This is a genomic window from Nocardioides potassii (assembly GCF_021648885.1).
GTDB classification, from domain to species: Bacteria; Actinomycetota; Actinomycetes; order Propionibacteriales; family Nocardioidaceae; genus Nocardioides; species Nocardioides potassii.
Genome location: NZ_JAKJHZ010000005.1, coordinates 259,262 through 283,667 on the forward strand (window position 1 = coordinate 259,262; position 24,406 = coordinate 283,667).

30 protein-coding genes and 2 tRNA genes are annotated in these 24,406 nt (G+C 72.3%); 20 read left to right on the forward strand and 12 right to left on the reverse strand.

The features are described from left to right. Positions 1 to 222: 222 nt before the first annotated feature. Positions 223 to 1,803: a citramalate synthase gene (gene cimA / locus L2K70_RS05665; protein WP_236400227.1), complete on the forward strand. Its 1,581-nt coding sequence runs from the start codon at positions 223 to 225 to the stop codon at positions 1,801 to 1,803. 21 nt (positions 1,804 to 1,824) lie between these two features. Further along, on the forward strand, positions 1,825 to 2,187 hold the full coding sequence (locus L2K70_RS05670) for a hypothetical protein (protein ID WP_236400230.1): 363 nt from the start codon (positions 1,825 to 1,827) through the stop codon (positions 2,185 to 2,187). Here the strand turns inward: L2K70_RS05670 and L2K70_RS05675 are convergent, their stop codons facing one another. Further along, a complete protein-coding gene (locus L2K70_RS05675; protein ID WP_236400232.1) occupies positions 2,188 to 2,778 on the reverse strand; it encodes a TetR/AcrR family transcriptional regulator in 591 nt (196 codons plus the stop codon). Positions 2,779 to 2,851: 73 nt separating this feature from the next. Here L2K70_RS05675 and L2K70_RS05680 point away from each other — a divergent pair, with 73 nt between their 5' ends. Together L2K70_RS05680 and L2K70_RS05685 are read left to right on the forward strand one after the other, a co-directional pair. Continuing rightward, on the forward strand, positions 2,852 to 3,403 hold the full coding sequence (locus tag L2K70_RS05680) for an NAD(P)H-dependent oxidoreductase (protein WP_236400233.1): 552 nt from the start codon (positions 2,852 to 2,854) through the stop codon (positions 3,401 to 3,403). A gap of 119 nt (positions 3,404 to 3,522) precedes the next feature. Next, positions 3,523 to 4,917, forward strand: coding sequence for an amidase (locus L2K70_RS05685; protein ID WP_236400234.1), 1,395 nt, complete (start codon positions 3,523 to 3,525; stop codon positions 4,915 to 4,917). 134 nt (positions 4,918 to 5,051) lie between these two features. On the opposite strand, the gene L2K70_RS05690 is transcribed toward L2K70_RS05685, so the two are convergent. Genes L2K70_RS05690 through L2K70_RS05700 form a run of 3 tightly spaced genes read right to left on the reverse strand, consistent with a single transcriptional unit; the run spans position 5,052 to position 6,969 of the window. Next, positions 5,052 to 5,648, reverse strand: coding sequence for an energy-coupling factor transporter transmembrane component T family protein (locus L2K70_RS05690; RefSeq protein ID WP_236400236.1), 597 nt, complete (start codon positions 5,646 to 5,648; stop codon positions 5,052 to 5,054). An 8-nt stretch (positions 5,649 to 5,656) separates the two neighbouring features. Beyond that, positions 5,657 to 6,358 (reverse strand): energy-coupling factor ABC transporter ATP-binding protein, encoded by a 702-nt coding sequence (locus tag L2K70_RS05695; RefSeq protein WP_236400238.1) that lies wholly within the window; start codon positions 6,356 to 6,358, stop codon positions 5,657 to 5,659. A gap of 2 nt (positions 6,359 to 6,360) precedes the next feature. Continuing rightward, positions 6,361 to 6,969: a biotin transporter BioY gene (locus L2K70_RS05700; protein WP_236400240.1), complete on the reverse strand. Its 609-nt coding sequence runs from the start codon at positions 6,967 to 6,969 to the stop codon at positions 6,361 to 6,363. A 92-nt stretch (positions 6,970 to 7,061) separates the two neighbouring features. On the opposite strand from L2K70_RS05700, the gene L2K70_RS05705 reads away from it, so the two are divergent. Continuing rightward, positions 7,062 to 7,628, forward strand: coding sequence for a TetR family transcriptional regulator (locus tag L2K70_RS05705; RefSeq protein ID WP_236400241.1), 567 nt, complete (start codon positions 7,062 to 7,064; stop codon positions 7,626 to 7,628). 72 nt (positions 7,629 to 7,700) lie between these two features. Here L2K70_RS05705 and L2K70_RS05710 read toward each other — a convergent pair whose 3' ends face one another. Continuing rightward, on the reverse strand, positions 7,701 to 8,309 hold the full coding sequence (locus L2K70_RS05710) for a pentapeptide repeat-containing protein (protein ID WP_236400243.1): 609 nt from the start codon (positions 8,307 to 8,309) through the stop codon (positions 7,701 to 7,703). Between the two features lie 53 nt (positions 8,310 to 8,362). Here L2K70_RS05710 and L2K70_RS05715 point away from each other — a divergent pair, with 53 nt between their 5' ends. Next, the gene (locus tag L2K70_RS05715) at positions 8,363 to 9,004 is read left to right on the forward strand and encodes a sulfotransferase family 2 domain-containing protein (RefSeq protein WP_236400245.1); all 642 of its coding nucleotides are present in this window, start codon (positions 8,363 to 8,365) and stop codon (positions 9,002 to 9,004) included. On the opposite strand, the gene L2K70_RS05720 is transcribed toward L2K70_RS05715, so the two are convergent. Further along, positions 8,992 to 9,912 (reverse strand): 3-methyladenine DNA glycosylase, encoded by a 921-nt coding sequence (locus L2K70_RS05720; protein WP_236400247.1) that lies wholly within the window; start codon positions 9,910 to 9,912, stop codon positions 8,992 to 8,994. The genes L2K70_RS05715 and L2K70_RS05720 overlap by 13 nt on opposite strands. A 46-nt stretch (positions 9,913 to 9,958) precedes the next feature. On the opposite strand from L2K70_RS05720, the gene L2K70_RS05725 reads away from it, so the two are divergent. The 6 genes from L2K70_RS05725 to L2K70_RS05750 all read left to right on the forward strand — a co-directional run bounded on the left by L2K70_RS05725 (position 9,959) and on the right by L2K70_RS05750 (position 14,975). After that, positions 9,959 to 11,323, forward strand: a complete 1,365-nt coding sequence (locus L2K70_RS05725; protein WP_236400249.1) for a pyridoxal phosphate-dependent decarboxylase family protein — start codon at positions 9,959 to 9,961, stop codon at positions 11,321 to 11,323. A gap of 9 nt (positions 11,324 to 11,332) precedes the next feature. Next, complete coding sequence (locus L2K70_RS05730) at positions 11,333 to 12,160, forward strand: fumarylacetoacetate hydrolase family protein (protein WP_236400250.1); 828 nt, start codon at positions 11,333 to 11,335, stop codon at positions 12,158 to 12,160. 8 nt (positions 12,161 to 12,168) lie between these two features. Continuing rightward, entirely contained in the window at positions 12,169 to 13,635 is a 1,467-nt protein-coding gene (gene gltX, locus L2K70_RS05735) for a glutamate--tRNA ligase (protein ID WP_236400253.1), read from the forward strand. Positions 13,636 to 13,651: 16 nt separating this feature from the next. Beyond that, positions 13,652 to 14,659 carry a CPBP family intramembrane glutamic endopeptidase gene (locus tag L2K70_RS05740; protein WP_236400254.1) on the forward strand — a complete coding sequence of 336 codons (1,008 nt, stop codon included), beginning with the start codon at positions 13,652 to 13,654 and terminating at the stop codon, positions 14,657 to 14,659. Between the two features lie 71 nt (positions 14,660 to 14,730). After that, a tRNA-Gln gene (locus tag L2K70_RS05745) sits at positions 14,731 to 14,802 on the forward strand. Positions 14,803 to 14,899: 97 nt separating this feature from the next. Next, a tRNA-Glu gene (locus L2K70_RS05750) sits at positions 14,900 to 14,975 on the forward strand. A 57-nt stretch (positions 14,976 to 15,032) separates the two neighbouring features. On the opposite strand, the gene L2K70_RS05755 is transcribed toward L2K70_RS05750, so the two are convergent. From L2K70_RS05755 to L2K70_RS05770, 4 genes are read right to left on the reverse strand one after another with little or no spacing between them, the layout of a single operon-like run. Beyond that, positions 15,033 to 15,428, reverse strand: coding sequence for a universal stress protein (locus L2K70_RS05755; protein WP_236400257.1), 396 nt, complete (start codon positions 15,426 to 15,428; stop codon positions 15,033 to 15,035). After that, positions 15,425 to 16,978: a tripartite tricarboxylate transporter permease gene (locus L2K70_RS05760; protein WP_236400259.1), complete on the reverse strand. Its 1,554-nt coding sequence runs from the start codon at positions 16,976 to 16,978 to the stop codon at positions 15,425 to 15,427. Before L2K70_RS05760 ends, L2K70_RS05755 begins: the two co-directional genes overlap by 4 nt. Continuing rightward, a complete protein-coding gene (locus L2K70_RS05765) occupies positions 16,978 to 17,508 on the reverse strand; it encodes a tripartite tricarboxylate transporter TctB family protein (RefSeq protein WP_236400261.1) in 531 nt (176 codons plus the stop codon). The genes L2K70_RS05760 and L2K70_RS05765 overlap by 1 nt, the downstream gene beginning before the upstream one ends. Beyond that, the gene (locus tag L2K70_RS05770; protein WP_236400263.1) at positions 17,505 to 18,464 is read right to left on the reverse strand and encodes a Bug family tripartite tricarboxylate transporter substrate binding protein; all 960 of its coding nucleotides are present in this window, start codon (positions 18,462 to 18,464) and stop codon (positions 17,505 to 17,507) included. Before L2K70_RS05770 ends, L2K70_RS05765 begins: the two co-directional genes overlap by 4 nt. Positions 18,465 to 18,635: 171 nt before the next feature. Between L2K70_RS05770 and L2K70_RS05775 the strand changes: the two genes are divergently transcribed. Beyond that, the gene (locus tag L2K70_RS05775) at positions 18,636 to 20,288 is read left to right on the forward strand and encodes a sensor histidine kinase (RefSeq protein ID WP_236400266.1); all 1,653 of its coding nucleotides are present in this window, start codon (positions 18,636 to 18,638) and stop codon (positions 20,286 to 20,288) included. Next, positions 20,285 to 20,971, forward strand: coding sequence for a response regulator (locus tag L2K70_RS05780; protein ID WP_236400268.1), 687 nt, complete (start codon positions 20,285 to 20,287; stop codon positions 20,969 to 20,971). Before L2K70_RS05775 ends, L2K70_RS05780 begins: the two co-directional genes overlap by 4 nt. Positions 20,972 to 20,977: 6 nt before the next feature. Here the strand turns inward: L2K70_RS05780 and L2K70_RS05785 are convergent, their stop codons facing one another. Both L2K70_RS05785 and L2K70_RS05790 read right to left on the reverse strand, forming a co-directional pair. Beyond that, positions 20,978 to 21,448 carry a hypothetical protein gene (locus L2K70_RS05785; protein ID WP_236400270.1) on the reverse strand — a complete coding sequence of 157 codons (471 nt, stop codon included), beginning with the start codon at positions 21,446 to 21,448 and terminating at the stop codon, positions 20,978 to 20,980. Next, a complete protein-coding gene (locus L2K70_RS05790; protein ID WP_236400272.1) occupies positions 21,439 to 21,999 on the reverse strand; it encodes an RNA polymerase sigma factor in 561 nt (186 codons plus the stop codon). The genes L2K70_RS05785 and L2K70_RS05790 overlap by 10 nt, the downstream gene beginning before the upstream one ends. 178 nt (positions 22,000 to 22,177) lie before the next feature. Here L2K70_RS05790 and L2K70_RS05795 point away from each other — a divergent pair, with 178 nt between their 5' ends. From L2K70_RS05795 to L2K70_RS05820, 6 genes are read left to right on the forward strand one after another with little or no spacing between them, the layout of a single operon-like run. Beyond that, a complete protein-coding gene (locus L2K70_RS05795; RefSeq protein WP_236400274.1) occupies positions 22,178 to 22,630 on the forward strand; it encodes an Asp23/Gls24 family envelope stress response protein in 453 nt (150 codons plus the stop codon). Beyond that, positions 22,620 to 22,985, forward strand: coding sequence for a hypothetical protein (locus L2K70_RS05800; RefSeq protein WP_236400276.1), 366 nt, complete (start codon positions 22,620 to 22,622; stop codon positions 22,983 to 22,985). Before L2K70_RS05795 ends, L2K70_RS05800 begins: the two co-directional genes overlap by 11 nt. Before the next feature lie 9 nt (positions 22,986 to 22,994). Further along, entirely contained in the window at positions 22,995 to 23,294 is a 300-nt protein-coding gene (locus L2K70_RS05805; RefSeq protein ID WP_236400278.1) for a hypothetical protein, read from the forward strand. Beyond that, positions 23,291 to 23,467, forward strand: a complete 177-nt coding sequence (locus L2K70_RS05810; protein ID WP_236400280.1) for a DUF2273 domain-containing protein — start codon at positions 23,291 to 23,293, stop codon at positions 23,465 to 23,467. Before L2K70_RS05805 ends, L2K70_RS05810 begins: the two co-directional genes overlap by 4 nt. After that, positions 23,460 to 23,864, forward strand: coding sequence for an Asp23/Gls24 family envelope stress response protein (locus L2K70_RS05815; RefSeq protein ID WP_236400284.1), 405 nt, complete (start codon positions 23,460 to 23,462; stop codon positions 23,862 to 23,864). Before L2K70_RS05810 ends, L2K70_RS05815 begins: the two co-directional genes overlap by 8 nt. Further along, positions 23,861 to 24,406 (forward strand): hypothetical protein, encoded by a 546-nt coding sequence (locus L2K70_RS05820; RefSeq protein WP_236400286.1) that lies wholly within the window; start codon positions 23,861 to 23,863, stop codon positions 24,404 to 24,406. Before L2K70_RS05815 ends, L2K70_RS05820 begins: the two co-directional genes overlap by 4 nt.

A 24,406-nucleotide genomic window follows, 5' to 3' on the forward strand; every position in this document is an offset into this window, starting at 1 on the left:
CCGCGGGACGCGGGGTACCCGTCCGCGGTCGGCAGCATGCGGGACGATGACGCCCGGATGACGAGACACTCGTCTCACGCGAGGCCGATCGGTGGCACCATCGACCTCGTGAGCAGCACCGCGATCATCATTGCCTAGCGCGACGGGACTCCCCGCCGCGCCGACCTCCTGCACCCCAGGAGGTTTTTTCATTTCCCGGACGCACCGCACGAGAGAAGACCGATGGACCTGCACGGCTCGTTCCACGTCTACGACACGACCCTGCGCGACGGCGCCCAGCAGGAGGGGCTCAACCTCTCGGTCGCCGACAAGCTGAGCATCGCCCGGCAGCTCGACGGTCTCGGTGTGGGCTACATCGAGGGCGGCTGGCCGGGCTCGAACCCCAAGGACACCGAGTTCTTCCGCCGCGCGAGCCAGGAGCTGGAGCTCACCCACGCCAAGCTCGCGGCGTTCGGCGCCACCCGCCGGGCGGGCGTACGGGCCGCGGACGACCCGCTCGTCGCCGCGTTGCGCGACTCCGGGGCTGGTGTCGTCACGCTCGTCGCGAAGTCGCACGACCGCCACGTCGAGCTCGCGCTCCGCACCACGCTGGAGGAGAACCTCGCGATGGTGCGCGACACCGTCACCCACCTGCGCGAGGAGGGGCAGACGGTGTTCCTCGACGCGGAGCACTTCTTCGACGGCTACCGCGCCAACCGGGCGTACGCGCTGGAGGTGCTGCGGACCGCCGCCGAGGCGGGCGCCGAGGTGGTCGCACTCTGCGACACCAACGGCGGCATGTTGCCCGACTGGGTCTCCGACGTCGTGCTCGACGTCATCGAGTCGACCGGCGCCAGGGTCGGCATCCACGCCCACAACGACAGCGGGTGCGCCGTGGCCAACTCGCTCGCCGCGGTCGCCGCGGGCGCGAGCCACGTGCAGGGCTGCATCAACGGCTACGGCGAGCGCACCGGCAACGCCGACCTCGTCACCGTCGTCGCCAACCTCGAGCTCAAGCTGGACCGCACCGTCCTGCCGCAGGGGCTGCTCAGGGAGGCGACGCGCATCGCCCACGCCGTCGCCGAGGTCACCAACGTGCCCCCGGCCTCGCGCCAGCCCTACGTCGGCACGTCGGCCTTCGCGCACAAGGCCGGGCTGCACGCGAGCGCGATCAAGGTCGACCCCGACCTCTACCAGCACCTCGACCCGATGGTCGTCGGCAACGACATGCGCCTGCTCGTCTCCGACATGGCCGGGCGCGCCTCGATCGAGCTCAAGGGCAAGGAGCTCGGCTACGACCTGTCGGAGGACCGCGACCTGGTCACCCGCGTCACCGACCGCGTCAAGGAGATGGAGCAGCGCGGCTACACCTTCGAGGCCGCCGACGCGTCCTTCGAGCTGCTGCTCGCCGAGGAGGTTGAGGGTGCTCGTCCGTCGTACGTCGACGTCGAGTCGTGGCGCGTCATCACCGAGACCCGCACCGACGGCGAGGCCGTCTCGGAGGCGACGGTGAAGCTGAAGGCGGAGGGCGTGCGGTACGTCGTCACGGGCGAGGGCAACGGCCCGGTCAACGCCCTCGACGCGGCCCTGCGCGAGGCGATCGGCCAGGCGTTCCCCGAGGTCGCGAAGTTCGAGCTCATCGACTACAAGGTGCGCATCCTCGACCAGGGTCACGGCACCGACGCGATCACCCGGGTGCTCATCGAGACCAGCGACGGTGCGTCGAGCTGGGTCACGGTCGGTGTCGGCGCCAACGTCATCGAGGCGTCCTGGGGCGCGCTCGTGGACGGGCTGACCTTCGGCCTCCGGCGCCACCACCGTTAGCCGTGCCCTAGGTTTCCTCGGGTGAGCCAGCCCGCGTCGTACGACGACCTCCCGCCGCAGACGTCGACGGTCGAGCGCGTCGTCACGGTGCTGCTGATGCTCGGCCTGGCGGTCCTCCTGCTGATCGCGTCCTTCCTGGGCCTGTTCTTCGCCATGGCCTCCGACGGCTGCGTCGGCGACGTCCGGTGCAACGGCGCCCAGATCGGTGCCGGCATCGTCGTCGCGTCCGGGTCGCCGTGGGTGGTCTACGTCGTCGCGCTCGTCGTCGTGGTCGTGCGTTGGGTGCGCCGCAAGCGCACGTGGTGGGTGCCGCTCGCGGCGCTCGTGGTCGGTGCGCTGCTCTGGGTGGTCGGAGGCCTCATCGCGGCGTCTGCCGTCGGCTGATCAGCAGCCCACGACGCGGCGGACGAGGTCGTCCCAGCCGGCCTCGATGCGCTCCAAGGAGATGTTGTCGCGCTGCTGCTGCTCGATCACCACGATGTCGAGGGGCGCGAGGACGGCGATCGACAGTAGGACGAGGTCGCCGGTGACGCGGAGCTCGCTCAACAGGTGTCGTACGTGCATCACGGCGAACGACGCCGCGGCCCGCGACCGCGCCGAGCTGTCGCCGGTCGCGGCCTTGATGAGTGCGCCGTGCGTGACGTTGGTGCGGAGCCGCGAGTGGCCGAACGCGAGCAGCCGCTCCAGCGGGGGAGCACCCGGCCCCAGCGGCGGCGGACCGGAGATCACGTCGGCCTGCCAGGCCGCCTCCGACTCGTTGAGCACCGCGGCCATCAGGCCCTCGCGGCTCTCGAAGCGACGGAACAGCGTCCCCTTGCCGACGCCGGCCACCGACGCGACCGTGTCCATGGTCACGCAGTCGACCCCCCGGGTCCGGACGAGCTCCAGCGCCGCTGCGAGGATCGCCTGCCGGTTGCGCGCGGCGTCGGACCGCTCCGGGGCGGGCTCGTCCGCCATCGGCAGCAGGTTCGTCACGCGCTCAGGGTAGGGCTCGGAAAAAGTTCTGGCACCCGGGAATGAAAGCGGACCACGGTCCGTTTCGACCGTCATGACCACTGACAAGCAGACCCGCGTCGCAGTCCTCCTCGGCTCCACCCGCAGCGGCAGCCTCAACCGCCGCATCGCCGAGCACCTCCGTGACCACGCCCCCGCCGGCGTGACCGTGGACGTGGTCGAGGGCCTCGACGCCGTGCCGTTCTACAACGAGGAGATCGACGGCGACACCGCCCCCGCCGCCGCAACCGCTCTTCGGGAGTCGGTCGCCTCGGCCGACCGCGTCCTCGCCGTCACCCCCGAGTACAACGGCACCATGCCCGCGGTGCTCAACAACGCCATCGACTGGCTGTCGCGCCCCTACGGCCAGGGCGCCATCGTCGGCAAGCCCTTCGCGGCCATCGGCGCCACCCCGACGCCGTACGGCGGCAAGTGGTCGCACGAGCACGCGCGCCACTCCGCGACCATCGCCGGCGCCCTCGTCGTCGAGGGCATCGTCGTCGACGAGCCCGCGGTCGACGGTGACCCGCTGGCCAACGAGGAGGCCGTCCAGCGCCTCCTCGGCGCGCTCGACGCCCTCGTCGCGCACGAGCCCGTCGCCGCCTGACCTCGTCGGTCTCGTGACGGTCGCTGGCGCGACCTCCTCGACCAGCGGGTAGTCCGCTGGTCGAGGAAGGACGAAGTCCTGTCACGAGACCAAGGTCGGACGGTGGGTAGGTTCGCGGCATGGAGCTGCACGTCCTGACCGCGCTCGAGCAGGGCGACGCCGTACGCCGCGGTGACGTCACGCCGCTCGACCTGGTCGAGCACTACGCGGCTCGCGCTGACGAGGTCGGCGCGTTCATCACCACCACGCACGACCTCGCGCGCGAGCACGCGCGTCGCTTGACGCAGTCGGGACGCCCCACGGACGCAGGTCCGCTCTGGGGCGTCCCGACCGGCATCAAGGACCTCCACCCGACGGCGGGGGTCCGCACGACCTTCGGCTCGGCGGCGTACGACGACTTCGTCCCCGACGCGTCCGACGACCTCGTCCTCACCGTCGAGGCGGCCGGGATGCCGAGCCTGGGCAAGACGAGCACGCCGGAGTTCGGGTCGCCCTGCTACACCGAGCCGGACGTCGCTCCGCCGGCGGTGACGCCGTGGGACCGCACCCGCACCGCGGGCGGCTCGTCCGGTGGGGCGGCCGCAGCGGTCGCGGCCGGCCTGCTCCCGGTGGCGCCCGGGTCCGACGGCGGCGGGTCCATCCGGATCCCCGCCTCGTGCTGCGGCCTCGTCGGCCTCAAGCCCTCGCGCGGTCGGGTCAGCGGCGCTCCCCGCTACGGCGACCCGGTCGGTCTCGCGACCCCGGGCACCCTCGCTCGTACGGTCCGCGACGCCGCCGCCCTCCTCGACGTGCTGGAGGGTCGGCGCGTCGGTGACCCGTTCTGGGCGCCACCGCCCACCACGTCGTTCCTCGACGCCTGCGACCGCGAGCCCGGACGGCTTCGCATCGCCCGCTTCGTCGCGCCGGTCATCGCCGAGGTCGACGTCGACCCGTCCAGCGTCTCGGCGTGGGAGGACGCGTCGCGTCTGTTGGAGTCCCTCGGGCACGACGTCGAGGACGTCGCGGTACCCATCCCGCCCGACGCGGTCGCCGACTTCGAGACCTGCTGGGCCGTGCTCACCGCATTGTCTCCGGCGCCGCCCGGCCGCGAGGACCGCCTCCGCCCGCTGACCCGCTGGCTGAGCGACCGCGGCCACGCCGTCAGCGGACCCGAGCTCGGCCTCGCCATCGCTCGCCTGCGCCAGCACGCGGCCGGCGCGCTCGCCGCGCTGGCGCCGTACGACGCCGTCCTCACGCCGACCCTCGCGATGCCGCCGGTCGAGGTCGGCGCGCTGCGCGACGACGCCGACCCGGCTGCCGACTTCGCTGCGCAGAAGGCCTTCACGCCGTGGACCAGCGCCTGGAACGTCACCGGCATGCCGGCCATCTCGCTCCCGCTGCACTGGACCGACGACGGCCTCCCGGTCGGCGTGATGCTGGCCGCTCGACCGGCCGAGGAGGAGCTGCTCGTGGCCCTGGCCGTCCAGGTCGAGACTGCGCAGTCCTGGGTGGACAGGCGTCCGCCGGGCTGGTGAGGGGTCGGCACGGGTGGGCTCGATAGGCGCCGGGCGCCGATCTTCGGTGCCGAGTCCTACGGTTGTCAGCCTGGATCTCGGCTGACAACCGTTGCGGTCACCGGATGTCCGGTGACTCCAGAGCGGGGCCGGGGTCAGTCGCCGATCCCGCGCGCGTGGAGGGCGTCGCCGGACTCGTGGGCGCGGGCGACGACGCGGATCACGAAGGGGGAGAGGTACGCCCGCGGGTTGCGGTCGAGGCCGCGCGCCCGGGCCGCGTCGCGCGTCTCCCGCGCGATCGCGATCGTCCCGGGCAGCGCGCCGATCGTCAGCGCGACGGTGAGTGCCACGCGCTCCGGGTCGATGCCGACGAACCGCAGCGGCCGGGCCCACCGCGACAGGGCGTCGACCATCTCGTTGACCGAGGTGGTGGCGGTCAGCGACAGCGCCGCCAGGCCGAGGCTGAGCAGGTCGAGGAAGGTCTCGGCCGCCTTCCCCGCGCCGTACCACCACCACTGGAACGCGCCCGCCACCAGCGCGACCACTAGCACCCCGCGAGCTGCACGCCAGACCGAGCGCACCGGCACGCGGGCGAGCGCCGCGAGCAGCAGCGTGACGGCGAGGAAGGCGGGCGCAGTCCGCACGTCGCGGACCACGACGATCGCCAGGCTCAGCACCGCCAGCCCGAGCACCTTCGCGCCGACCGGCAGCCGGTGGAGCACGGTGTCACCGGGCTGGTGGAGGCCAGCCATCAGGTCGCTCATCGCGAGTCGACCAGGCGGGTGTAGTGGTCGACCGACGAGGCCGGGTCGCCGTCGGCGACGACCCGGGCGTCGTCGACCACGACGACCCGGTCGCAGCGGGCGGCGAGGTCGAGGTCGTGCGTGACCAGGACGAGCTGCTGGGTGAGCCCGAGCAGGGCGTCACCGATCCGACGGGTGTTGGCCCGGTCGAGCAGCGTCGTCGGCTCGTCGGCGACGACGACCCGCGGCTCGGTCGCCAGCACGCCGGCGAGAGCGAGGAGCTGGCGCTGGCCGCCGGAGAGCGAGTGGACCGAGTCGTGGGCGTGCTCCTCGAGACCGTTGGCTGCCAGCACGGCGAGCGCCCGCTCGCGTCGCGCGGACGCACCCGACACGGTGCGCCGCAGTGACAGCTCGACGTCCTCGACGCACGTCGGCATGACCAGCTGGGCGGCGGGGTCGGTGAAGCAGAACCCGACCAGCCGGCGGACGGCCGCGCCGTCGCGCACCACGTCCTTGCCGTCGACGGTGACGCGACCCGACGAGGGCCGCACCAAGCCGTTGAGCAGCCGGGCGAGCGTGGACTTGCCGGAGCCGTTGGCGCCGATCACCGCGACCCGCTGCTCGGTGAGGGTCAGCGTGGTGGGCGCGAGGATCTCGCGCTCGCCACGGCCGGGGAGGGGGACCCGTACGGCGGCGGCATCGAGGTGGATCGAGGTCAACGTCAGCGGCGCTGCAGCAGCTGCGGGAACGCCCGGTGCACCTCGGCGGCGATCATCGCGACGAGCGACGTCTTCACCAGGTCGCCCACCCAGAACGGCATGTCCCAGGTCGCGGCCTCGCGCCAGGAGACGTCGGCGTAGAGCTTCATCCCGGCGATGCCCATCGTGTGGATGACCAGCACCGATGCGGCGAGGGAGCAGAAGAAGACGACGATCGCGCGGGTGCGCCGCTCGCGGGCGACGTACTGCACCAGGAAGCCGCCGACGAGCGCGGCGATGGGGAAGGACAGCAGGTAGCCGCCGCTGATGCCGGTGAAGACGCCGATGCCCGAGGAGTGCTCGGCGAAGACCGGGAGGCCGACGGCGCCGAGCGCGAGGTAGAGCGTGACGGCGGAGAAGCCGCGCACCGGTCCGAGGACGCAACCGGCCAGCATGACGGTCAGGGTCTGCAGCGTGATCGGGACGCCTGCGCTGCCGATCGGGATCGCGCCCACGTAGGCGCTCGCGCTGATCAGGGCGGCGAAGGCGGCGACGAGCGCGATGTCGCGCGTCGGGGACGACGAGCCCCGGACGTCCTCGTGGGTGTCCGCGGGCTGGGTCGTGGCGGTCATCCTGGATCCTTGCGTGCCGGGGAACTGAACGGTGTTCAGGTTAGGGTGGCGGTGAGTACGACGTCAACGCATCAGCAGGCCGAGGAGGGTGTGTGGCCCATCACCGCAGCGACGTGCTGGCCCACGCGGTCGCCCTCCTCGACACCCACGGCCTGGCCGCCCTGACCATGCGCCGGCTGGGGGCGGAGCTCGAGGTGCAGCCGAGCGCGATCTACCACCACTTCGCCAGCAAGCAGGCGCTGCTCGCGGCGGTGGCCGACGAGATCCTCGCCCGCGGTGCGCGGCCGCGGAGCGCAGAGGCGTGGCCCGACCGGCTGCGGGAGGTCTGCTCCGAGCTGCGCCTGGCGATGCTCGCCGTCACCGACGGCGCTGATGTCGTCGCGACCGTGTGGGCCTTCGGGCTCGGCGCCGCGGCACCGGTGGCGGACCTCGAGAAGATCCTCACCGACGCCGACGTCCCCCACGCGCTGGTGCCGGTCGCGTCGCGGGCGCTCGTGCACTACGTCTTCGGCCACGCCTTCGAGGAGCAGACCGCCCGCCAGGCGGTCAGCCTCGGCGCCGTCGAGCGCTCGCTCGAGTCGCTGCCCGACTTCGACCTCGGGCTCGACCTCGTCATCGACGGCCTGCGCGCCCGCCTGTCCACCCAACCCGGTATCTAGGGACGATGTGGTAGGCGATCCGGGCCTCGGACCTACCAGAACGTCCCTAGATGCCCGGGGCGGGGGAGCAGGTCAGGCGGTGGGGTCGACGTCCGCGCCGTGCAGCTCGGCGAGCAGGACCGCGCCGGCGAGGTCCAGGCGAGTCCTCTTGACGATCGCGGCCGACAGGTCGACCCCGTCGAGGCTCGCGCCGCGCAGGTCGGCGCGGTCGAGGACGGTGTCGCGCAGGACCGCGCGGTCGAGGCGGGCGCCGGCCAGCACGGCGAGGGTGAGGTCCGACATCGACAGGTCCGCCTCGCGCAGGTCGACGCCGCTGAGGTCGAGGCGCGAGAGGTTGGCGCCGCGGATCGTGACGCCGAGCCACGAGCCGCCGGTGACGGTCAGCGGGCGCAGGGTGCACTCGGTGAAGACCGTGCCCACCAGCTTGCAGCCGTCGAGCGTCGCGTCGAAGAACGACGTGCGCCGGAAGTCGCACCCGACGAACGCCGTCGCCTGGTGGACCGATGCGTTGAACCGGCCGCCGTGGAAGGTGCAGCGCTCGAAGGTGGCGCCGGAGGTGGTGGCCTCGGTGAGGTCGACGTCGGTGAAGGTGCAGTCCGTGAAACGGGCCGCGCCGAGCTCGTCGCCGTACCAGTCGTCGCCGCGGTAGTGGTGGCCTTCGGCTGTCAGGGGCTCGGTCACGGCAGCCACCGTATCGACGGCTCCGAGCGGGGAGGGGCCGATAGGGTCGTGCCGTGATCGCGTCCCACCAGCACCGCTTCATCTTCCTCAAGACCCGCAAGACCGCGGGCACGAGCGTCGAGATCGCGCTGTCGAAGGTGTGCGGGCCGGACGACATCATCACCGAGATCAGCCCCGAGGACGAGAAGCTCCGCGTGGCCGCCGGCGGTCGGCCCCCGCAGAACTTCGAGTCGCCGCCGCTGGAGCGCAAGGCGTACAACCACATGGGCGCCAAGGCGGTCCGCGACCTCGTGGGCCAGCAGACCTTTGACGAGTACTTCACCTTCGCGATCGAGCGGAACCCCTGGGACGCGGTCGTCTCGCTCTACTTCTGGAAGTACAAGGACCGCGACGAGCTGCCCGACTTCGAGGACTACGTCCAGGAGATCTGGATCGAGCAGCTCGCCAACAACCGCCGGCTCTACCGGATCCGCGGCCAGATGGTGCTCGACCGGGTGCTGCGCTACGAGTCGCTCGACGCGGAGCTCGACGAGGTGTGGGACCAGCTCGCCCTCCCCGGGCGACCCGACCTGCCGCGCGCCAAGGGCAACGCGCGACCTGCCGGGCACTACCGGGAGCTCTACTCGCCGGCCTCGAAGCAGCGGGTCGCCGACGTCTTCGCCGACACGATCGAGGCCTTCGGCTACGAGTTCTGAGCCGGCTCGGGCACGACACCGAGCAGCCGATCGCACTCCGCGACCAGCCGCGCCCGCAGGGGTGCGCCGCGCTCGGCAAACCCGCGCTGCGCCTCGACGTAGGCCGCCTTGCCCTCCGCCGTCTCGATCCGGACGGGCTCGAAGCCGAGGTCCGCGAGGTCGTACGGCGCCGCCCGCATGTCGAGCACGCGGATGTCGCGCGCGAGCTCGAAGCAGTCGGCGACCAGGTCGCTCGAGATCATCGGCGTCAACCGGAAGGCGTGCTTGTAGAGGTCCATCCCGGCGTGGAGACAGCCGGGCTGCTCGAAAGCGGGACGGTCGTCGCGGCCGGGCTGGAGGGTGTTGAGCGGCTGGGCGGTCGGGGTGAAGAAGCGGAACGCGTCGAAGTGCGAGCAGCCGATCCGGTGGGACTCGACGACCGCGTCGGTGCCGGCGGCGCCGAGCCGGAGCGGCCAGTCGTGGCGCGTGCCGTGCTGGTCGGCGCGGTGCACCATCGCCCACTCGTGCAGGCCGAAGCAGCCGAACTGCGGCGTCCGCCCGGCGGTGGCGCTCAGCAGGTTGTGGAGCTGCCCGAGGAGCGCTCGTTGCGAGGCGACGTACGCCTCCGCGACGGCGACCACCGCATCCGATGGTCGAGGAGGGCGCCCCGCGCTCGTCACGAGACCCCGGACAGGGGAGTAGCCCTTGAGGCCGGCGTGGTCCTCGGCATCCTCCAGCGCGATCCCGAAGCCCGGGTGCCAGCGGCGCAGCTGGGCGGGACGGTGGGAGTAGTAGGTGAAGAGGAAGTCGTGCACCGGGTGCTTGACCTGCTCCGCGCGACGGGCGAGATGCGGCTCGACGAACGCGTCGACGCGCGCCGCGTGGGCAGCGGCCCGCGCGCGCCAGTCTGGACCGGTCAGCACCTGCACCGACGAGAGGCTAGTCCGCGGCGCGCGTGAGCAGCACACTGACGAGATGATCGACCGCAGCGCCGGCCTCGACCGTGCCCACGCCCTGGCCCGCGAGTGGCTGGACTCGCTCGCCGAACGGCCCGTCCCACCGCGCCTCGACAGCGACGGCGTCGCGGCGCGCCTGGTGCGCGAGCTGCCCGACGGACCCACCGACACCGCAGCGGTCGTCGACGAGCTCGCCGCGGCCTGCGACCCCGGCCTGACCGCGATGCCGGGAGGCCGCTTCTTCGGCTTCGTCATCGGCGGGACCCATCCCGCCGCCCTCGCCGTCGACTGGCTGGTCAGCGCGTGGGACCAGAACACCGGACTGCGCGTGGTCACGCCCGCCCACTCGGCGGTCGAGGACCTCACCGAGGCCTGGCTGCTCGACCTGCTCGGCCTGCCCGCGGCGAGCGCCGTCGGCTTCGTCACCGGCGGAACGATGGCGAACTTCACCTGCCTGGCCGCCGCCCGCGACGAGGTCCTCCGCCGCGCCGGCTGGGACGTCGCGAACCAGGGACTGCTGGGCTCGCCCGGCGTACGGGTCCTGGTGGGCGCGGAGCGGCACGACACCATCGACCTCGCACTCCGGTACCTCGGTCTGGGCGCACCCGAGGCCGTGGCGGCCGACGAGCAGGGGCGCATCGAGGCGGCGGCCCTGGCGGCTGCGCTCGAAGCGGGAGACGGGCGGCCGACGATCGTCTGCCTCCAGGCGGGCAACGTGCACTCGGGCGCCTTCGACCCCTTCGAGGAGACCATTGCGGCGGCGCACGACGCCGGGGCGTGGGTGCACATCGACGGCGCGTTCGGCCTGTTCGCGGCGGCCTCGCCCGGGCGGCGGCACCTGACCGCGGGCTACGAGGCCGCCGACTCCTGGGCGACCGACGCCCACAAGACCCTCAATGTCCCCTACGACTGCGGCCTCGCGATCGTGCGCGACCGCGCGGCGCTGCGGGCCGCGATGGGCATGCACGGCGACTACCTGATCTTCGACGCGGCGGGCGAGCCGATGGACAAGGTGCCGGAGATCAGCCGCCGGGGACGGGCGTTCCCGGTCTGGGCGGTGCTGCGCGCCCTCGGCCGCGACGGGGTCGCCGCGCTCGTCGACGGCTACTGCGCGCACGCGCGGGCCTTCGCCGACGGCATCGCGGCGATCGACGGAGCCGAGGTGCTCAACGACGTGGTGTTCACTCAGGTGTGCGCCGCCTTCGGGGACGACGACGCCACGCGTGCGGTGGTCGACGCGATGCTCGCGGACGGTACGGCGTGGACCACGGGCTCGCGGTGGCGCGGTCGCGCCGTCCTGCGGGTGAGCGTCACCAACTGGTCGACGACCACCGCCGACGTCGAGGCTGCTCTCGATGCGCTGGGGCGTGCGGCTGCTCGATAGGCTCGGTGCATGCGCATCTGCAGGTTCAGCACGGGCGAGGAGCCGCGGTTCGGCGTCGTCACGGGGGACGTCGACCAGTTCGGCCAGCCCGCCGAGGACTCCGTCGTCGTGCCCCTTGCCGGCGACCCGCTCTACGTCGGGATCAAGCTCCTCGACGAGGAGCACCGGCTCAACGACGTACGACTCCTCGCGCCGGTCATCCCGCGCAGCAAGGTGGTCGGGATCGGGCGCAACTACGCCGCCCACGCCGCCGAGCTGGGGCACGACCTGCCCGACGAGCCGCTGATGTTCCTCAAGCCCAACACCACCGTCGTCGGCCCGGGCGACCCGATCTACTACCCGCCGCAGACGAGCAACCTGCACTACGAGGGCGAGCTCGCCGTCGTGATCGGGCGGATCTGTCGTGACGTCCCCGCGGAGCAGGCCACCGACGTGATCTTCGGCTACACGATCGCGAACGACGTGACCGCGCGCGACCTGCAGAAGTCCGACGTGCAGTTCACCCGCGCCAAGGGCTTCGACTCGTTCTGCCCGGTGGGTCCGTGGATCGAGACCGACCTCGACCCGCATGACTTCAACGACGGCCGCGCCGTGCAGACCTACCTCAACGGCGACGTCGTCCAGGACGGGTCCACCGCCGACATGATCTTCGACGTGCCGACCCTCGTCGCACACGTCTCGTCGGTCATGACGCTGCTCCCCGGCGACCTGATCCTCACCGGCACTCCCGAGGGTGTCGGCCCCATGCAGGTCGGCGACGAGGTGGAGATCTCGATCGCCGGCATCGGCGCCCTGGCCAACCCCGTCGCCCTCCGATCCCCGAACCCCGGAAGCTGAGCCCCCACATGTCGTCGCCCGTCCGCGTCCGTTTCTGCCCCTCGCCCACCGGTTCGCCGCACGTCGGCCTGGTCCGCACGGCCCTGTTCAACTGGGCCTTCGCGCGCCACCACGGCGGGCAGATCGTCTTCCGCATGGAGGACACCGACCGCGAGCGCAGCACCCAGGAGTCCTACGACGCCATCGTCGAGCTGTGGCGCTGGCTGGGACTGGACTGGGACGAGGGCATCGAGGTCGGCGGCCCGCACGGTCCCTACCTCCAGAGCGAGCGCGGCGACATCTACCGCGACGTGCTGGCCAGGCTCCGCGAGTCGTCGTACTCCTACGACTGCTTCTGCACGAACGACGAGGTGGCCGCCCGGCGCCAGGCGTCCGGCTCCAAGATGCAGGGGTACGACGGCTTCTGCCGCGAGCTGTCCGACGAGCAGCGTGCGGCCTTCGAGGCCGAGGGCCGCTCGCCGATCGTGCGCTTCCGGATGCCCGACGGCTCGATCACGTGGACCGACGCGGTCCGCGGCGACATCACCTTCGAGTCCGAGAACGTGCCGGACTTCGCGCTGTCGCGCGCCAACGGCGACCCGCTCTACACGCTCGTGAACCCCGTCGACGACGCGCTCATGGAGATCACCCACGTCCTGCGCGGCGAGGACCTGCTGTCCAGCACCCCGCGCCAGCTCGCGCTCCTCGACGCGCTCGTCGAGCTGGGCGTGGCCAAGCAGGTGCCGGTCTACGGCCACCTGCCCTACGTCATGGGCCAAGGCAACAAGAAGCTCTCCAAGCGCGACCCCGAGGCGCACGCGCTCGCCTACCGCGAGCAGGGGTTCCTGCCCGAGGGCCTGCTCAACTACCTTGCGCTGCTCGGCTGGGCGATCGCCGCCGACCGCGACATCTTCTCGATGCAGGAGATGGTCGACGCGTTCGACATCAAGGACGTCAACCCCAACCCGGCGCGCTTCGACCTCAAGAAGGCCGAGGCCATCAACGCCTCCCACATGCGGCTGCTGTCCGTCGAGGACATCACCCACCGCGCGCTGCCGTTCCTCAAGCAGGCCGGGGTCGTCAGCGACCCGGTGAGCGACGCCGACGCCCAGCTGCTCGAGCTCGCGATGCCCCTCGTTGCGGAGCGGATCAACAAGCTCACCGAGGCAGCACCCATGCTCGGCTTCCTCTTCGTCGACGAGGCCGCGTTCGAGCGCGACCCCGACGACGTCGCCAAGCTGCTCGACGACACCGGTCGCGGCGTCGTCCAGGCGTCGTACGACGCCCTCTCCGGGCTGCCCGAGTGGTCCACCTCGGCCATCGAGGAGGCGCTGCGGGTGGCGTTGATCGAGGGCATGGAGCTCAAGCCGCGCGTCGCCTTCGGCCCCGTGCGGGTGGCGATCACCGGCAAGCGCATCAGCCCGCCGCTGTTCGAGTCGATGGAGCTGCTGGGTCGCGAGCGGAGCCTGGGCCGGTTGCAGTCGGCGCTCACCTGAGCGACGGACGACCATCGTGACCACCCCGCTCGAGCCCGACTTCCAGCCGGCCTACCACGAGCTGCACCGCGTGGGCCGTCCCGGCTGGTGGCGCTCGCTGCTCGGCTCGATCGTGCTGATCGTGCTCGTCTTCGGCCTCGTTCCCGCCGTCCTGGGGCTGGCCGCGCTCGTCGCCCTGCTCGTCGGCGGCTCCAGCGCGGAGGACGCCTCGTCGGCGCTCGACGTGACCAGCAACGTGACGCCGTTCGGGCTCGGGCTGCTCAACGTCCTGCTGGGCTCGGCGATCCTGTCGAGTTGGCTGGTGCTCTGGCTCTTCCACCGGCTCAAGCCGCGCTGGTTGTCGTCGGTCGCGCCTCGGCTGCGGTGGCGGTTCCTGCTGGCGTGCCTGCCGCTGGCCGTCGTCGCCCTGGTCGCCAGCCTCGGTGCGGCGATCCTGCTCCCGACGGCGGGGGCGGCGGGGGAGCCGGTCGGATCGGTCAACGACTTCACCAGCACGACGCGCGACTTCCTCCTCGTGATCGCGCTGCTGACCCCGTTCCAGGCCGCCGGTGAGGAGTACGTCTTCCGCGGCTACCTCACCCAGGCCTTCGGCTCGCTGCTGCCCTGGCGCCGGGTGTCGCTGGTGCTCGCGGTCCTCGCCCCGGCGGTCCTGTTCGCACTCGCCCACGGACTGGGGCAGAGCTGGCCGGTCTTCTTCGACCGGTTCGCCTTCGGTGTCGTCGCCGGGATCCTGGTGATCCGGACCGGGGGGCTCGAGGCGGCGATCGCCATGCACGTGCTCAACAACTTCTTCGCCTACGGCCTCGCCCTCGCCTTCGGCGACATGACCGAGTCGCTCAACGCCAGCGGCCCCGCGAGCCCGTGGATGATCGTCTCCACCCTGACCCAGTCCTTGGTCTACCTCGGGCTCGCGAGCTGGGTCGCGACGGCGATGGGCGTCTCCCGGCAGGGCCCGCCGGTCGGTGCCGTACGGCGCCCGCCCGCCGGCGACCCCGTTTTGGCCGCCCCACCACCGCGCGTGTAACGTTCGGGGTCGGTTCCGCAAGGAACCGCGTGGTGGTCAGCCGATCGTGAGCGGTCGGACTGATACCCCCATGGGGTATGGTGTAATTGGCAACACGGCTGATTCTGGTTCAGTTGTTCTAGGTTCGAGTCCTAGTACCCCAGCGAGTCCGGCCCTCCGGGGCTGGATTTGGTCGGCCCTCCATCGTTCGATAGAGTTCCGTCCGCTGCTTCCGAGCGGCACAGCAACACCGACATGCAAGCCCCCGTCGTCTAGCGGCCTAGGACGTCGCCCTCTCACGGCGGTAACGCCGGTTCAAATCCGGTCGGGGGTACCAACGCATGACGAAGGGCCCGGTCCACCAGGACCGGGCCCTTCGACATTTGTGCGTCGGCTAGGCCGTGGGCTTCACCGCCAGCACGGCGCACTCGGCGCCGAGCAGGATGCGCTGCGCGACGCTGCCCATCAGCAGCTTGCCGACGGGCGTGCGCCGCCGCAGCCCGATCACGACGAGGTCGGCCGCCACGTCGGCGGCGACGGCGAGCACCTGGTCGCCGACGTCGGCGCCCATCGAGCGGCGTACGTCGACCTCGATGCCGGCCCCGCCCAGCTCGGTCGCCAGCGCGGCGAGCTGCTCGTCGTCGGCGTACCTCTCGTCGACGAGCGCGTCGCCGCGGGTGGCGTTGACCACCACGACCCGGCCCTCGCGGAGCCGCGCCTCCTCGAGCGCGCGCCGCAGCGCCGCCTCGCCGAACTCGTCGGGCGTCCAGCCCACCACGATGGTCGTCATCGGACCGTCTCCTCTTCCCTGGTCGTGTCACCGGCGAGCCCCTCGTCGACGGCCACGGCGGCCGGGGCGGGGCGGATCGTGCGCAGGACGAGCGGCGCGATGATCGCGACGGCGACGACCGCGTAGATCACCACCGCCAGCGGTTCGCTCCACAGCGCGTCGACCTCCCCGCCGGAGATGGCCATCGCCTCCCGCAGCTTGAGCTCCATGAGCGGGCCGAGGATGACCCCGAGGATCAACGGCAGCACCGGCAGCGCGAAGCGCCGCATCATCAGGCCCAGCAGGCCGAGCAGCAGCAGGAGGAACAGGTCGAACGGCTGCAGGTTGGTGGCGTAGGAGCCGAGCGCGGCGAAGAACAGGATCCCCGCGTAGAGCTGCGGCCGTGGGATGCGCAGCAGCTTGGCCCAGACGGGCGCGAGCGGCAGGTTGAGCACCAGCAGCAGCGCGTTGCCGATCAGGAGGCTGGCCAGCAGGGCCCACACGAGGTCGGGCTGGTCGGTCATCAGGCTGGGGCCGGGCTCGATGCCGTAGCCCTGGAACGCGGCCAGCATGACGGCCGAGGTCGCGGTCACCGGCAGGCCGAGGGCGAGCAGCGGCACGAAGGTGCCGGCGGCGGAGGCGTTGTTGGCCGCCTCCGGTCCGGCGACGCCCTCGATGGCGCCCCGGCCGAACTCGTCCTTGCCGTGACGAGCAGCGATCCGCTTCTCGGTGATGTAGGACAGGAAGGTCGGGATCTCCGCGCCGCCGGCCGGCACCGCGCCGAACGGGAAGCCGTACGCAGTCCCGCGCAGCCACGGGCCCCAGGACCGCCGGAAGTCCGCGCGGCTCATCCAGGGGCGGCCGACGGGGATCACGTGCGCCGGGCTGCGGCGCAGGTGCGCGGCGACCCACAGGGCCTCGCCGAGGGCGAAGATGCCGACCGCCACCACGACGACGTCGATGCGGTCGGCCAGCAGCGGCTGGTCGAAGCTGAGACGGGGCTGACCGGTGTTGAGGTCCAGGCCGACAAGGCCGATGGTGAGGCCGATGAAGAGGGCGATGAAGCCCCGCAGCGGCGAACCGCCCAGCACGCTGGTCACCGAGACCATCGCCAGGACCATGAGCGCGAAGTAGGACGGTGCGCCGATCTCGACGGCCACGGACGCGAGCGCCGGGGCGAAGAACACCACCAGCAGCGTGCCGATCGTGCCGGCGATGAAGGAGCCGATCGCCGCCGTGGCCAGCGCCTGCGCCGCCTTGCCGGCCCGGGCCATCAGGTTGCCCTCGAGCGCCGTCATCACGGACGCGGACTCACCGGGTGTGTTGAGCAGGATGGCCGTCGTGGAGCCGCCGTACATGCCGCCGTAGTAGATCCCGGCGAACATGATGAAGGCGGCGACCGGGTCGAGGCCGTAGGTCACGGGCAGCAGCAGCGCGACCGCCATCGCCGGTCCGATGCCCGGCAGGACGCCGACGAACGTGCCGAGCAGCACGCCGATGGCGCAGTACATGAGGTTCTCCGGGGTCAGGACCGCCCCGAAGCCGCCCATCAGCAGGCCGAGGTTGTCCATCAGAGCACCCCGTCCAGGATCCCGGCAGGGAGGATGACGCCCAGGCCCTCGTGGAAGAAGTACCAGCTCGCCACCGCCATCACCGCGCCGACGAGGACGTCGCGCACGAGGGTGCGGCTGCCGAGCGACCAGGCGCAACCGACGAACAGCAGCGCGCCGCTCACCGCCCACCCCAGGAAGGAGATGGTCAGGACGGTGAAGAGCAGGACGCCGGCCAGCTTGAGGACCGTGAGCCAGTCCGCCGGGTGGCGGAGGTCGACGTCCTCCCCGCCCTCGGCCTCGGGCACGCTGCCGCGCAGCGTCGCGACCGCGAGGAGCAGCCCCAGCACCACGGTGACCGTGCCGATCACGTAGGGGAACAGGCGCGGGCCGACGGGGTCGCCGAAGCCGACCCGCAGCGTCGTGGCGTCGTAGAAGGTGTAGGCGCCGACCACGACCAGAAGCGCGGCGAGGCCGAGCTGGGGGAGGTCGCGGTCGGTGGCCGGCGACGGAGGGGTCGCCGTCCCGGGGTTGTCCATTGATGTGCTCACAGCAGGTCCAGCTCCTCGAGGGTGGTGGCGACGCGCTGGTCCTGCTCCTGCAGGAACGCGGTGAAGTCGTCGCCGGTCTTGAACTCGTCGATCCAGCCGTTGTCCTCGAGGGCCTGTTGCCACTCGGGGGTCTCGTGCATCTCCTCGAGCATCGCGATGAGCTCGGCGCGACGCTGGTCGCTGATGCCGGGGGGCGCAAGGACTCCGCGCCAGTTGGTGAAGACCAGGTCGATGCCCGACTCCGTGAGGGTCGGGGCGTCGCTGATGTTGTCGCCCGCCAACCGCTCCTCACCCGAGACGGCCAGCAGGCGGAGCTCGCCGTCCTTCAGCTGCCCGGTGAACTCCCCGACGCCGGAGAAGCCGACGTCGATCTTGCTGCCGAGCAGCGCGGTGGTCAGCGGGCCGCCGCCGTCGTACGGCACGTAGCGCACGTCGCGGGCGTCGATGCCGACGGCCGACGCGAGCTGCATCGGGAACAGGTGGTCCGGGCCGCCGGGGGAGGAACCGCCGCCGACCACGATCGAGCCCGGATCGGCCTTCCACGCCTTCACCAGGTCGTCGATCGTCTCGAAGGGCGAGTCCGGCGGCACCAGCACGCCCTCCTGGTCCTCGATCAGCTGTGCCAGCGGGGTGGCGTCGTCGAGCTTGTAGGGGGCGCCGAAGGAGTAGAGCGAGCCGACGACCCCGAGGCCGGCGGTCATCATCGTGCGCTCGTCGCCCTCGGCGTTCATCAGACGCGTCATCGCCACCGAGCCGCCGGCGCCGATCACGTTGGTGACCTCGACGTTGCCGCCGGTGATGTCGTCGTTCTCCATCACTGCGACCGCGGCCCGGCCGGTCTGGTCGTAGCCGCCGCCGGGGCTGTTGGGGATGAGCATCGTCATGTCGTCGCTCTGGGCACCGCGGGTCACCCCGCAGCCGGTGGCGAGCAGCACCGCGGTGCTGAGCGCTGCCACGGTCGCGACCGTGCGAGCGGCCCTGCGCCTCGTCCCGTGGCGGGTGAGGGGACGCATCATGGGTCTCCTTCTGTGGTGGTCGGTCGTGCGCGGCGGGGTCCCGCTCCCGACGATGGTGGAGACTGCGTGTGGTGCTCGTCACGCTTGCGCAAGCAATGGAGGTTCTGGAACTTGTGGTCACGCCTGAGGCTGCGTCCGGCGACCCTCGCCGGGCAGTTCCTCGCGCTCCAGCTGACGGTCCTGTTCGTGGTCGTCGCCGCCGCCAGCGTGGTGTCGGTGCAGCAGAGCGACGCCGACTTCCGTGACACCCGCGGAGCGGAGATGCGGGCCGCCGCCGAGTCGATGGCCAACATCCCGGCGGTCCGCCAGCCGTTCATCAAGGGAGAGGTGGACGTCCGCCGTGCGTCGCTGACGTCGTACACCCAGCAGGTCCGCACCAACTACCAGGCGAGCGGGGTCTACCTCACCGACCCCGACGGCGTGGTGCTCGTCAGCAGCGACTTCGCTGGCCGCGACCGCGCGATCGACCTGTCCGCGAGCACCGTGCAGCAGCTGCGCCCGTGGAGCGGAGATGTCGACGACTTCGGTACGCCGTCGATCGCGGCGCAGGTGCCGATCATCAACCGCAGGCTCCAGCTCGTCGGCATTGCGATGGTGGCCGAGGAGTACCCGTCCTGGGGGGAGCGGGCACGCAGCGCACTGCCCGACCTGCTGACCTTCGCCGGCCTCGGCCTGGGCCTCGGGACCGCTGGCTCGTTCCTTCTCTCGCGCCTGATCCGGCGACGTACGCGCGGTCTCGAGCCCGCCGCCATCGCCGCCCTCGCCGACCAGCGCGAGGCGGTCCTGCACTCGATCCGCGAGGGGGTCGTCGCCGTCGCGGACGACGGCACCGTGACGATGCTCAGCGACAGCGCGCGCGAGCTCATCGGCCTGGCCGAGGACGTCGAGGGGAGTCGCGTCGAGGCCCTCGACCTCGATCCCGCCGTCCGCGACCTGCTCGCGGACGACGCCGAGATCCGCGACCACGTCGTCGTGCTCGGCGACCGGGTGCTCGTGGTGAACCGCAACCCGGTGATCGAGCGCGGTCGCCGCGTCGCGACGGTGACCACCCTGCGTGACCGCACCGAGCTGCTGTCGTTGCAGAGCGAGCTCAGCGCCCGCGAGTCGATCACCAACACCCTGCGCGCGCAGACCCACGAGTTCCACAACCAGCTCCACACGATCTCCGGGCTGGTGCAGCTGGGGGAGTACGACGAGGTGTCGCGGCTCGTGGGGACGTTGAGCCGGCGCCGCGCCGAGATCTCGGACGCGGTCCTCGCCCACGTCGAGGACCCGGCCGTGGCCGCCCTGCTGATCGCCAAGACCAGCCTGGCCGCCGAGCGGGGCATCGACCTCGTGGTCGCCGGCGGCAGCCGCCTGCCACGGCTCGACCCGGAGACCTCGACCGACGTCGCCACCGTGCTGGGCAACCTCGTCGACAACGCGGTCGACGCCTCACAGTCCGTCGGGGGCGAGACGGTCGACGTGACGCTGGTCGTCGACGGCACGACGGTGCGCCTCACGGTGACCGACACTGGTCCGGGTGTGCCGCCCGAGCAGGTGGGGGAGGTGTTCCGGCGCGGCTGGACCACGAAGGAGTCGACGGTCGGCGGCCGGGGTGTCGGGCTCGCGCTCGTGCAAGTCGTCTGCGAGCGTCGGGGCGGCGCGGTCACGGTCCGCGCCGCCGAGGACACGTCCGGTGCGGTCTTCGAGGCCGAGCTTCCCGGTGCGGTGGTCGGAGACGTGTCGGGGACCGCGACAGCCACGGGAGGCGAGGTGCGATGAACAGTGCGATGGACGACGTGACGGTGGTCGTCGTGGACGACGACTTCATGGTCGCGCGGATCCACACCCAGTTCGTCGAGCGCACGCCCGGTTTCCGGGTGGTCGGGGTCGCGAGCAGCGGGCAGGCCGCCCTCGACGACATCGCCCGGCTGCGGCCGGACCTGGTGCTGCTCGACGTGCACCTCCCCGACATGACGGGCATCGACGTCATCCGCCGGCTGCGCGCCGGCGGCGACGACGTCGGGGTGCTCGTCGTCACCGCGGCACGCGAGGCCGACACCGTGCGGGCCGCGGCGTCCGGTGGTGCGGTGCACTACCTCGTGAAGCCCTTCGACTACGACGACCTCCGCGTGCGGCTCGAGTCGTTCCGCGCCGCGCACCTCGCGCTGTCGGGGTCCACCGCGCCCGGGCAGGAGGACATCGATGCGGTCTTCGGCGGCACTGGTCCCGCCCCCGTGGTTGCGGCGCTGCCCAAGGGTCTGAGCCCGGAGACGGCCGAGGCGGTGCGGGTGGCGCTCACCGCGGCGGGTGAGCTGTCGGCGGGCGAGTGTGCCGAGGCCGTCGGGATCTCGCGGGTCTCCGCGCGGCGCTACCTCGAGCACTTCGTGGCCCGGGGGACGGTCGTCGTACGGCTGCAGTACGGCGGGGCGGGCCGGCCCGAGCGGCGCTACCGCGTGGTCTGACCCCGGTCAGTCGCGTCGGACGTCGCCGACGACGACGTCCGTGACGTGCACGTCGACCGGCGGGCGAGCGCCCGGGCCCAGCACCTCGACCAGGACGCCCTCCACGAGCGAGCGGGCGAGGTCGGCCGCCTGCCGGACGTCGGTGTCGTAGGCGCAGACGAGGTCGACCTCGACGCGCGTCAGCAGGTCGTCGTCGCCGATCGTCAGGTCGATCCGCTCGGCCGCGAGGTCCGGGCCGAACCGCAGGGCGTCGCGCAGCCGGGCGAGCAGGACGCGCGAGGACACGTGGGTCCGCGACCCGTGCTCGTCCTGGTCGAGGGAACCGTCCGCGGAGACGTACGCGATCCGGCGCGCGGGCAGGACGGTCTCGCGGACCTTCCGCTTGATGGAGTCCGAGACGGCCGGCCAGTCCTCCGGCTGCTCGGCGCGGGCAGCGGCGGTCGCCCGTTCGAGGGGGGTGCCGGGACTCATCGCCATCGCGCCATCCTCTCTGCCAGCTGTCGTCGGCCGCGGTGCAGGTGTCCCCGCACGGCACCGACCGTCGTGCCCATCGCCAGGGCTATTTCGTCGTACCCCAGTCCTTCGACCTCACGCAGCAACCAGGCGGATCGCTGGTTCCACGGGAGCTCGTCGAGCGCCTGCTGCAGCGCCTCGAGCAGCTCCGAGTCCAGCACGTCCTGCAGGGGGTTGTCATCTGCGACCTTCACGGCGCGGGACAGCAGCTCGTCGTCGATGGGCGTCGGGCGGCGGTGGCGCATCAGGTCCACGGCCCGTCGGTGCACCAGCCTGAACAGCCATGTCTTGAGTGACGACTCGCCGCGGAACGAGTCCAGGCTCTTCCACGCCGAGATCAGCGCTTCCTGCACGACCTCCCCGGCATCGGCGTCGCTGCCGTTGACCAGCCGCCGGGCGTAGCGCAGCATCCCGGGGCCGTAGCGGTCGACCAGCTCGCCGAACGCCGCCTCGTCGCCCAGCCGCGCGGCGCGCACCAGCGCGCCGTCGGAGGTGCTCGGGAGGTCGTCGGCCACGGGTGAAGTCAATCGGGCACTCCCAAGTGGGGCCTGAGAGCCGCCTGAGCATCTGCCCCGGGTGAGCGGGGTCACACGAACTGGAGCCATCTGGGGCGTGACGATCGCCGAACTCCGCCCGACCAACGTGTGTCCCGGTCCACCGAGGGCCGGCAACACGAACGAGAACGGAGAGACCATGACCGAGAAGCAGACCTCCAGCACGCCCGCCACCACCTCCACCGCTGGTGGTGCCCTGGTGACGGAGCAGGGTCGTACGTCGATCGCGGACACCGTCGTCTCCAAGATCGCCGGAATCGCGGCCCGCGAGATCAGCGGCGTGCACGACCTCGGCGGCGGCACCGCCCGCGCCGTCGGCGCGATCCGCGAGCGCATCCCGGGCTCGCGCACCAACCTGAGCCAGGGTGTCGCGGTCGAGGTGGGGGAGCACCAGGCTGCCGTGGACCTCGACATCGTCGCCGAGTACGGCGTCGCGATCGCCGACCTCGCCGCCGCGATCCGCCGCAACGTGGTGGACGCCGTCGAGCGGATGACCGGCCTCGAGGTGACCGAGGTCAACATCACCGTCCACGACGTCTTCCTGGAGAGCGACGAGCCGGACGAGGAGCCGGCCACCACGCGTGTCCAGTGACGTGACGGGCCCGAGCGAGACCAGCGTGGTCCCGCCGGCCGACGGGACCCGGGAGGTCGAGGAGGTCCACGAGGACCTGGCCGACCGGGTCGCCGAGGCGGTCCTCTCCGTGCCGGGCGTCCACGCCCTGCACGGCGGGGTCCTCGGCGAGGTCGCGACCTACCTGCCCGGTCGACGGGTCGCCGGGATCCGGCTGCTCGAGGGGGTCACGCAGGTCCACCTCGTGCTCGACTGGGACGCCCCCATGTCGGCGACGATCGACGAGGTGCGTGCGCGCGTGTCAGCGCTCGCGCCCGGCGTGGTCCACCTGGCCGTCGAGGACGTCCAGGGGCCGGCAGGTCCCGCGGAGGGCTGAGGCGTGGGCGTGACCGATCGATCGGCACGGCGCGCCGCCCTCCGGGCCACGCACCCCGACCTCGGCGGGAACGCCGACGACTTCATCGCGGTGGTGCGCGCCTTCGACGGTCCGTCCGCCGCCACGACCGCCGTGGCGCCCGCCTGGGGGTCGGGCGCCACGGCCCCGACGACCCGCCCGTCCATCACCACGACCCGCCGCTCGCGAGCCTCCCGCCGTGCCAGACGCACCCGCCGACGGCTCCGCGCGATGACCCCCGGCTGGCTCCCAGCCCACCAGTACGCCCATCTGCTCGAGGAGAGAACATGACCACCTCCACCGTCGGCCTCATCGCCGGCCTGCTGCTCACCATCGCCATCACCACCGGCGGCCTGCTCGGCCTGCTGCTGGCCATCGTGCTCGGCACGGTCGGCTACCTCGTCGGCGGTCACGTCGACGGAGAGGTCGACGTCCGCGCCATGGTGCGTGGTCGCCGTGGCTGAGCTCACCGCCACCGCAGCGCCCACCGTTGCGCCGGCGGCGCCCGCGCCTGACGACGCACCCTCGGGCGCCGAGGGTCGCGGCCAGCTCAGCGTCCGCGCCCAGGCCCTCCAGCACATCGTGGAGTCGGTGGCCCTGGAGGTGCCGCGCGTGCGGCGCACCAGCGGCTCGCTCGCCGGCGTCCGCTCCGGCACGCCGCACGCCTCCGTCCACGTGCGCGGCACCACCGCCCGCGTGTCGCTCGACGTGGCGGTCGCCTGGCCGGCCCCCGTCTCCGACGTGGCGGCCCAGGTCCGCTCGGCCGTGCTCGACCGCGCGTCCGAGCTCAGCGGCGTACGCATCACCGCGGTCGACGTGAACGTCACCGTGTCCGGCATCGACGAGAGGAGAGCGTCGTGAGCACCACCCGCACCGAGCGCGCCCTGTCGCGCCCGCCGATGGGCATGCCCCGCACCGTGCCGGTCGGGATCGTCCTGGCCCTGGCACTCGTCGTGCTGGGCGTGGTCGCGGTCCGTGACCTCGTCGTCCACCAGGGCTGGGCGACCGGGCAGCCGTGGCTGCCCGACCTGCTCGGCAGCCTCGACGGCCTGACGCCCACCACCGGTGTCCTCGTCGCCGCCACGGTCGCGGCAGTCGTCGGACTCGCGCTCCTGCTCGTCGGGCTGCTGCCCGCGCCGCGACGCCACACCCGCGCGCAGGACTCCGACCAGCTCTGGTCCAGCCCGGAAGCTGTCGCCGCCGTTGCGCGTGTCGCAGCCGACCGTGCACCCGGTGTCCTGAGCGCCCGCGCCGGCCGCGTCGGCCGACGCCGGATCGTCCTCGAGATCGCCACCCGTGGCGACGAGGGCGCGGCCCTCGCAGTCTCCCGCGAGGCCGCCACCGCCGCCGGCAGCGCCCTCGGCGCCCGCCGCATCGACGTCCGCACCGCGGAGGAGGAGTGA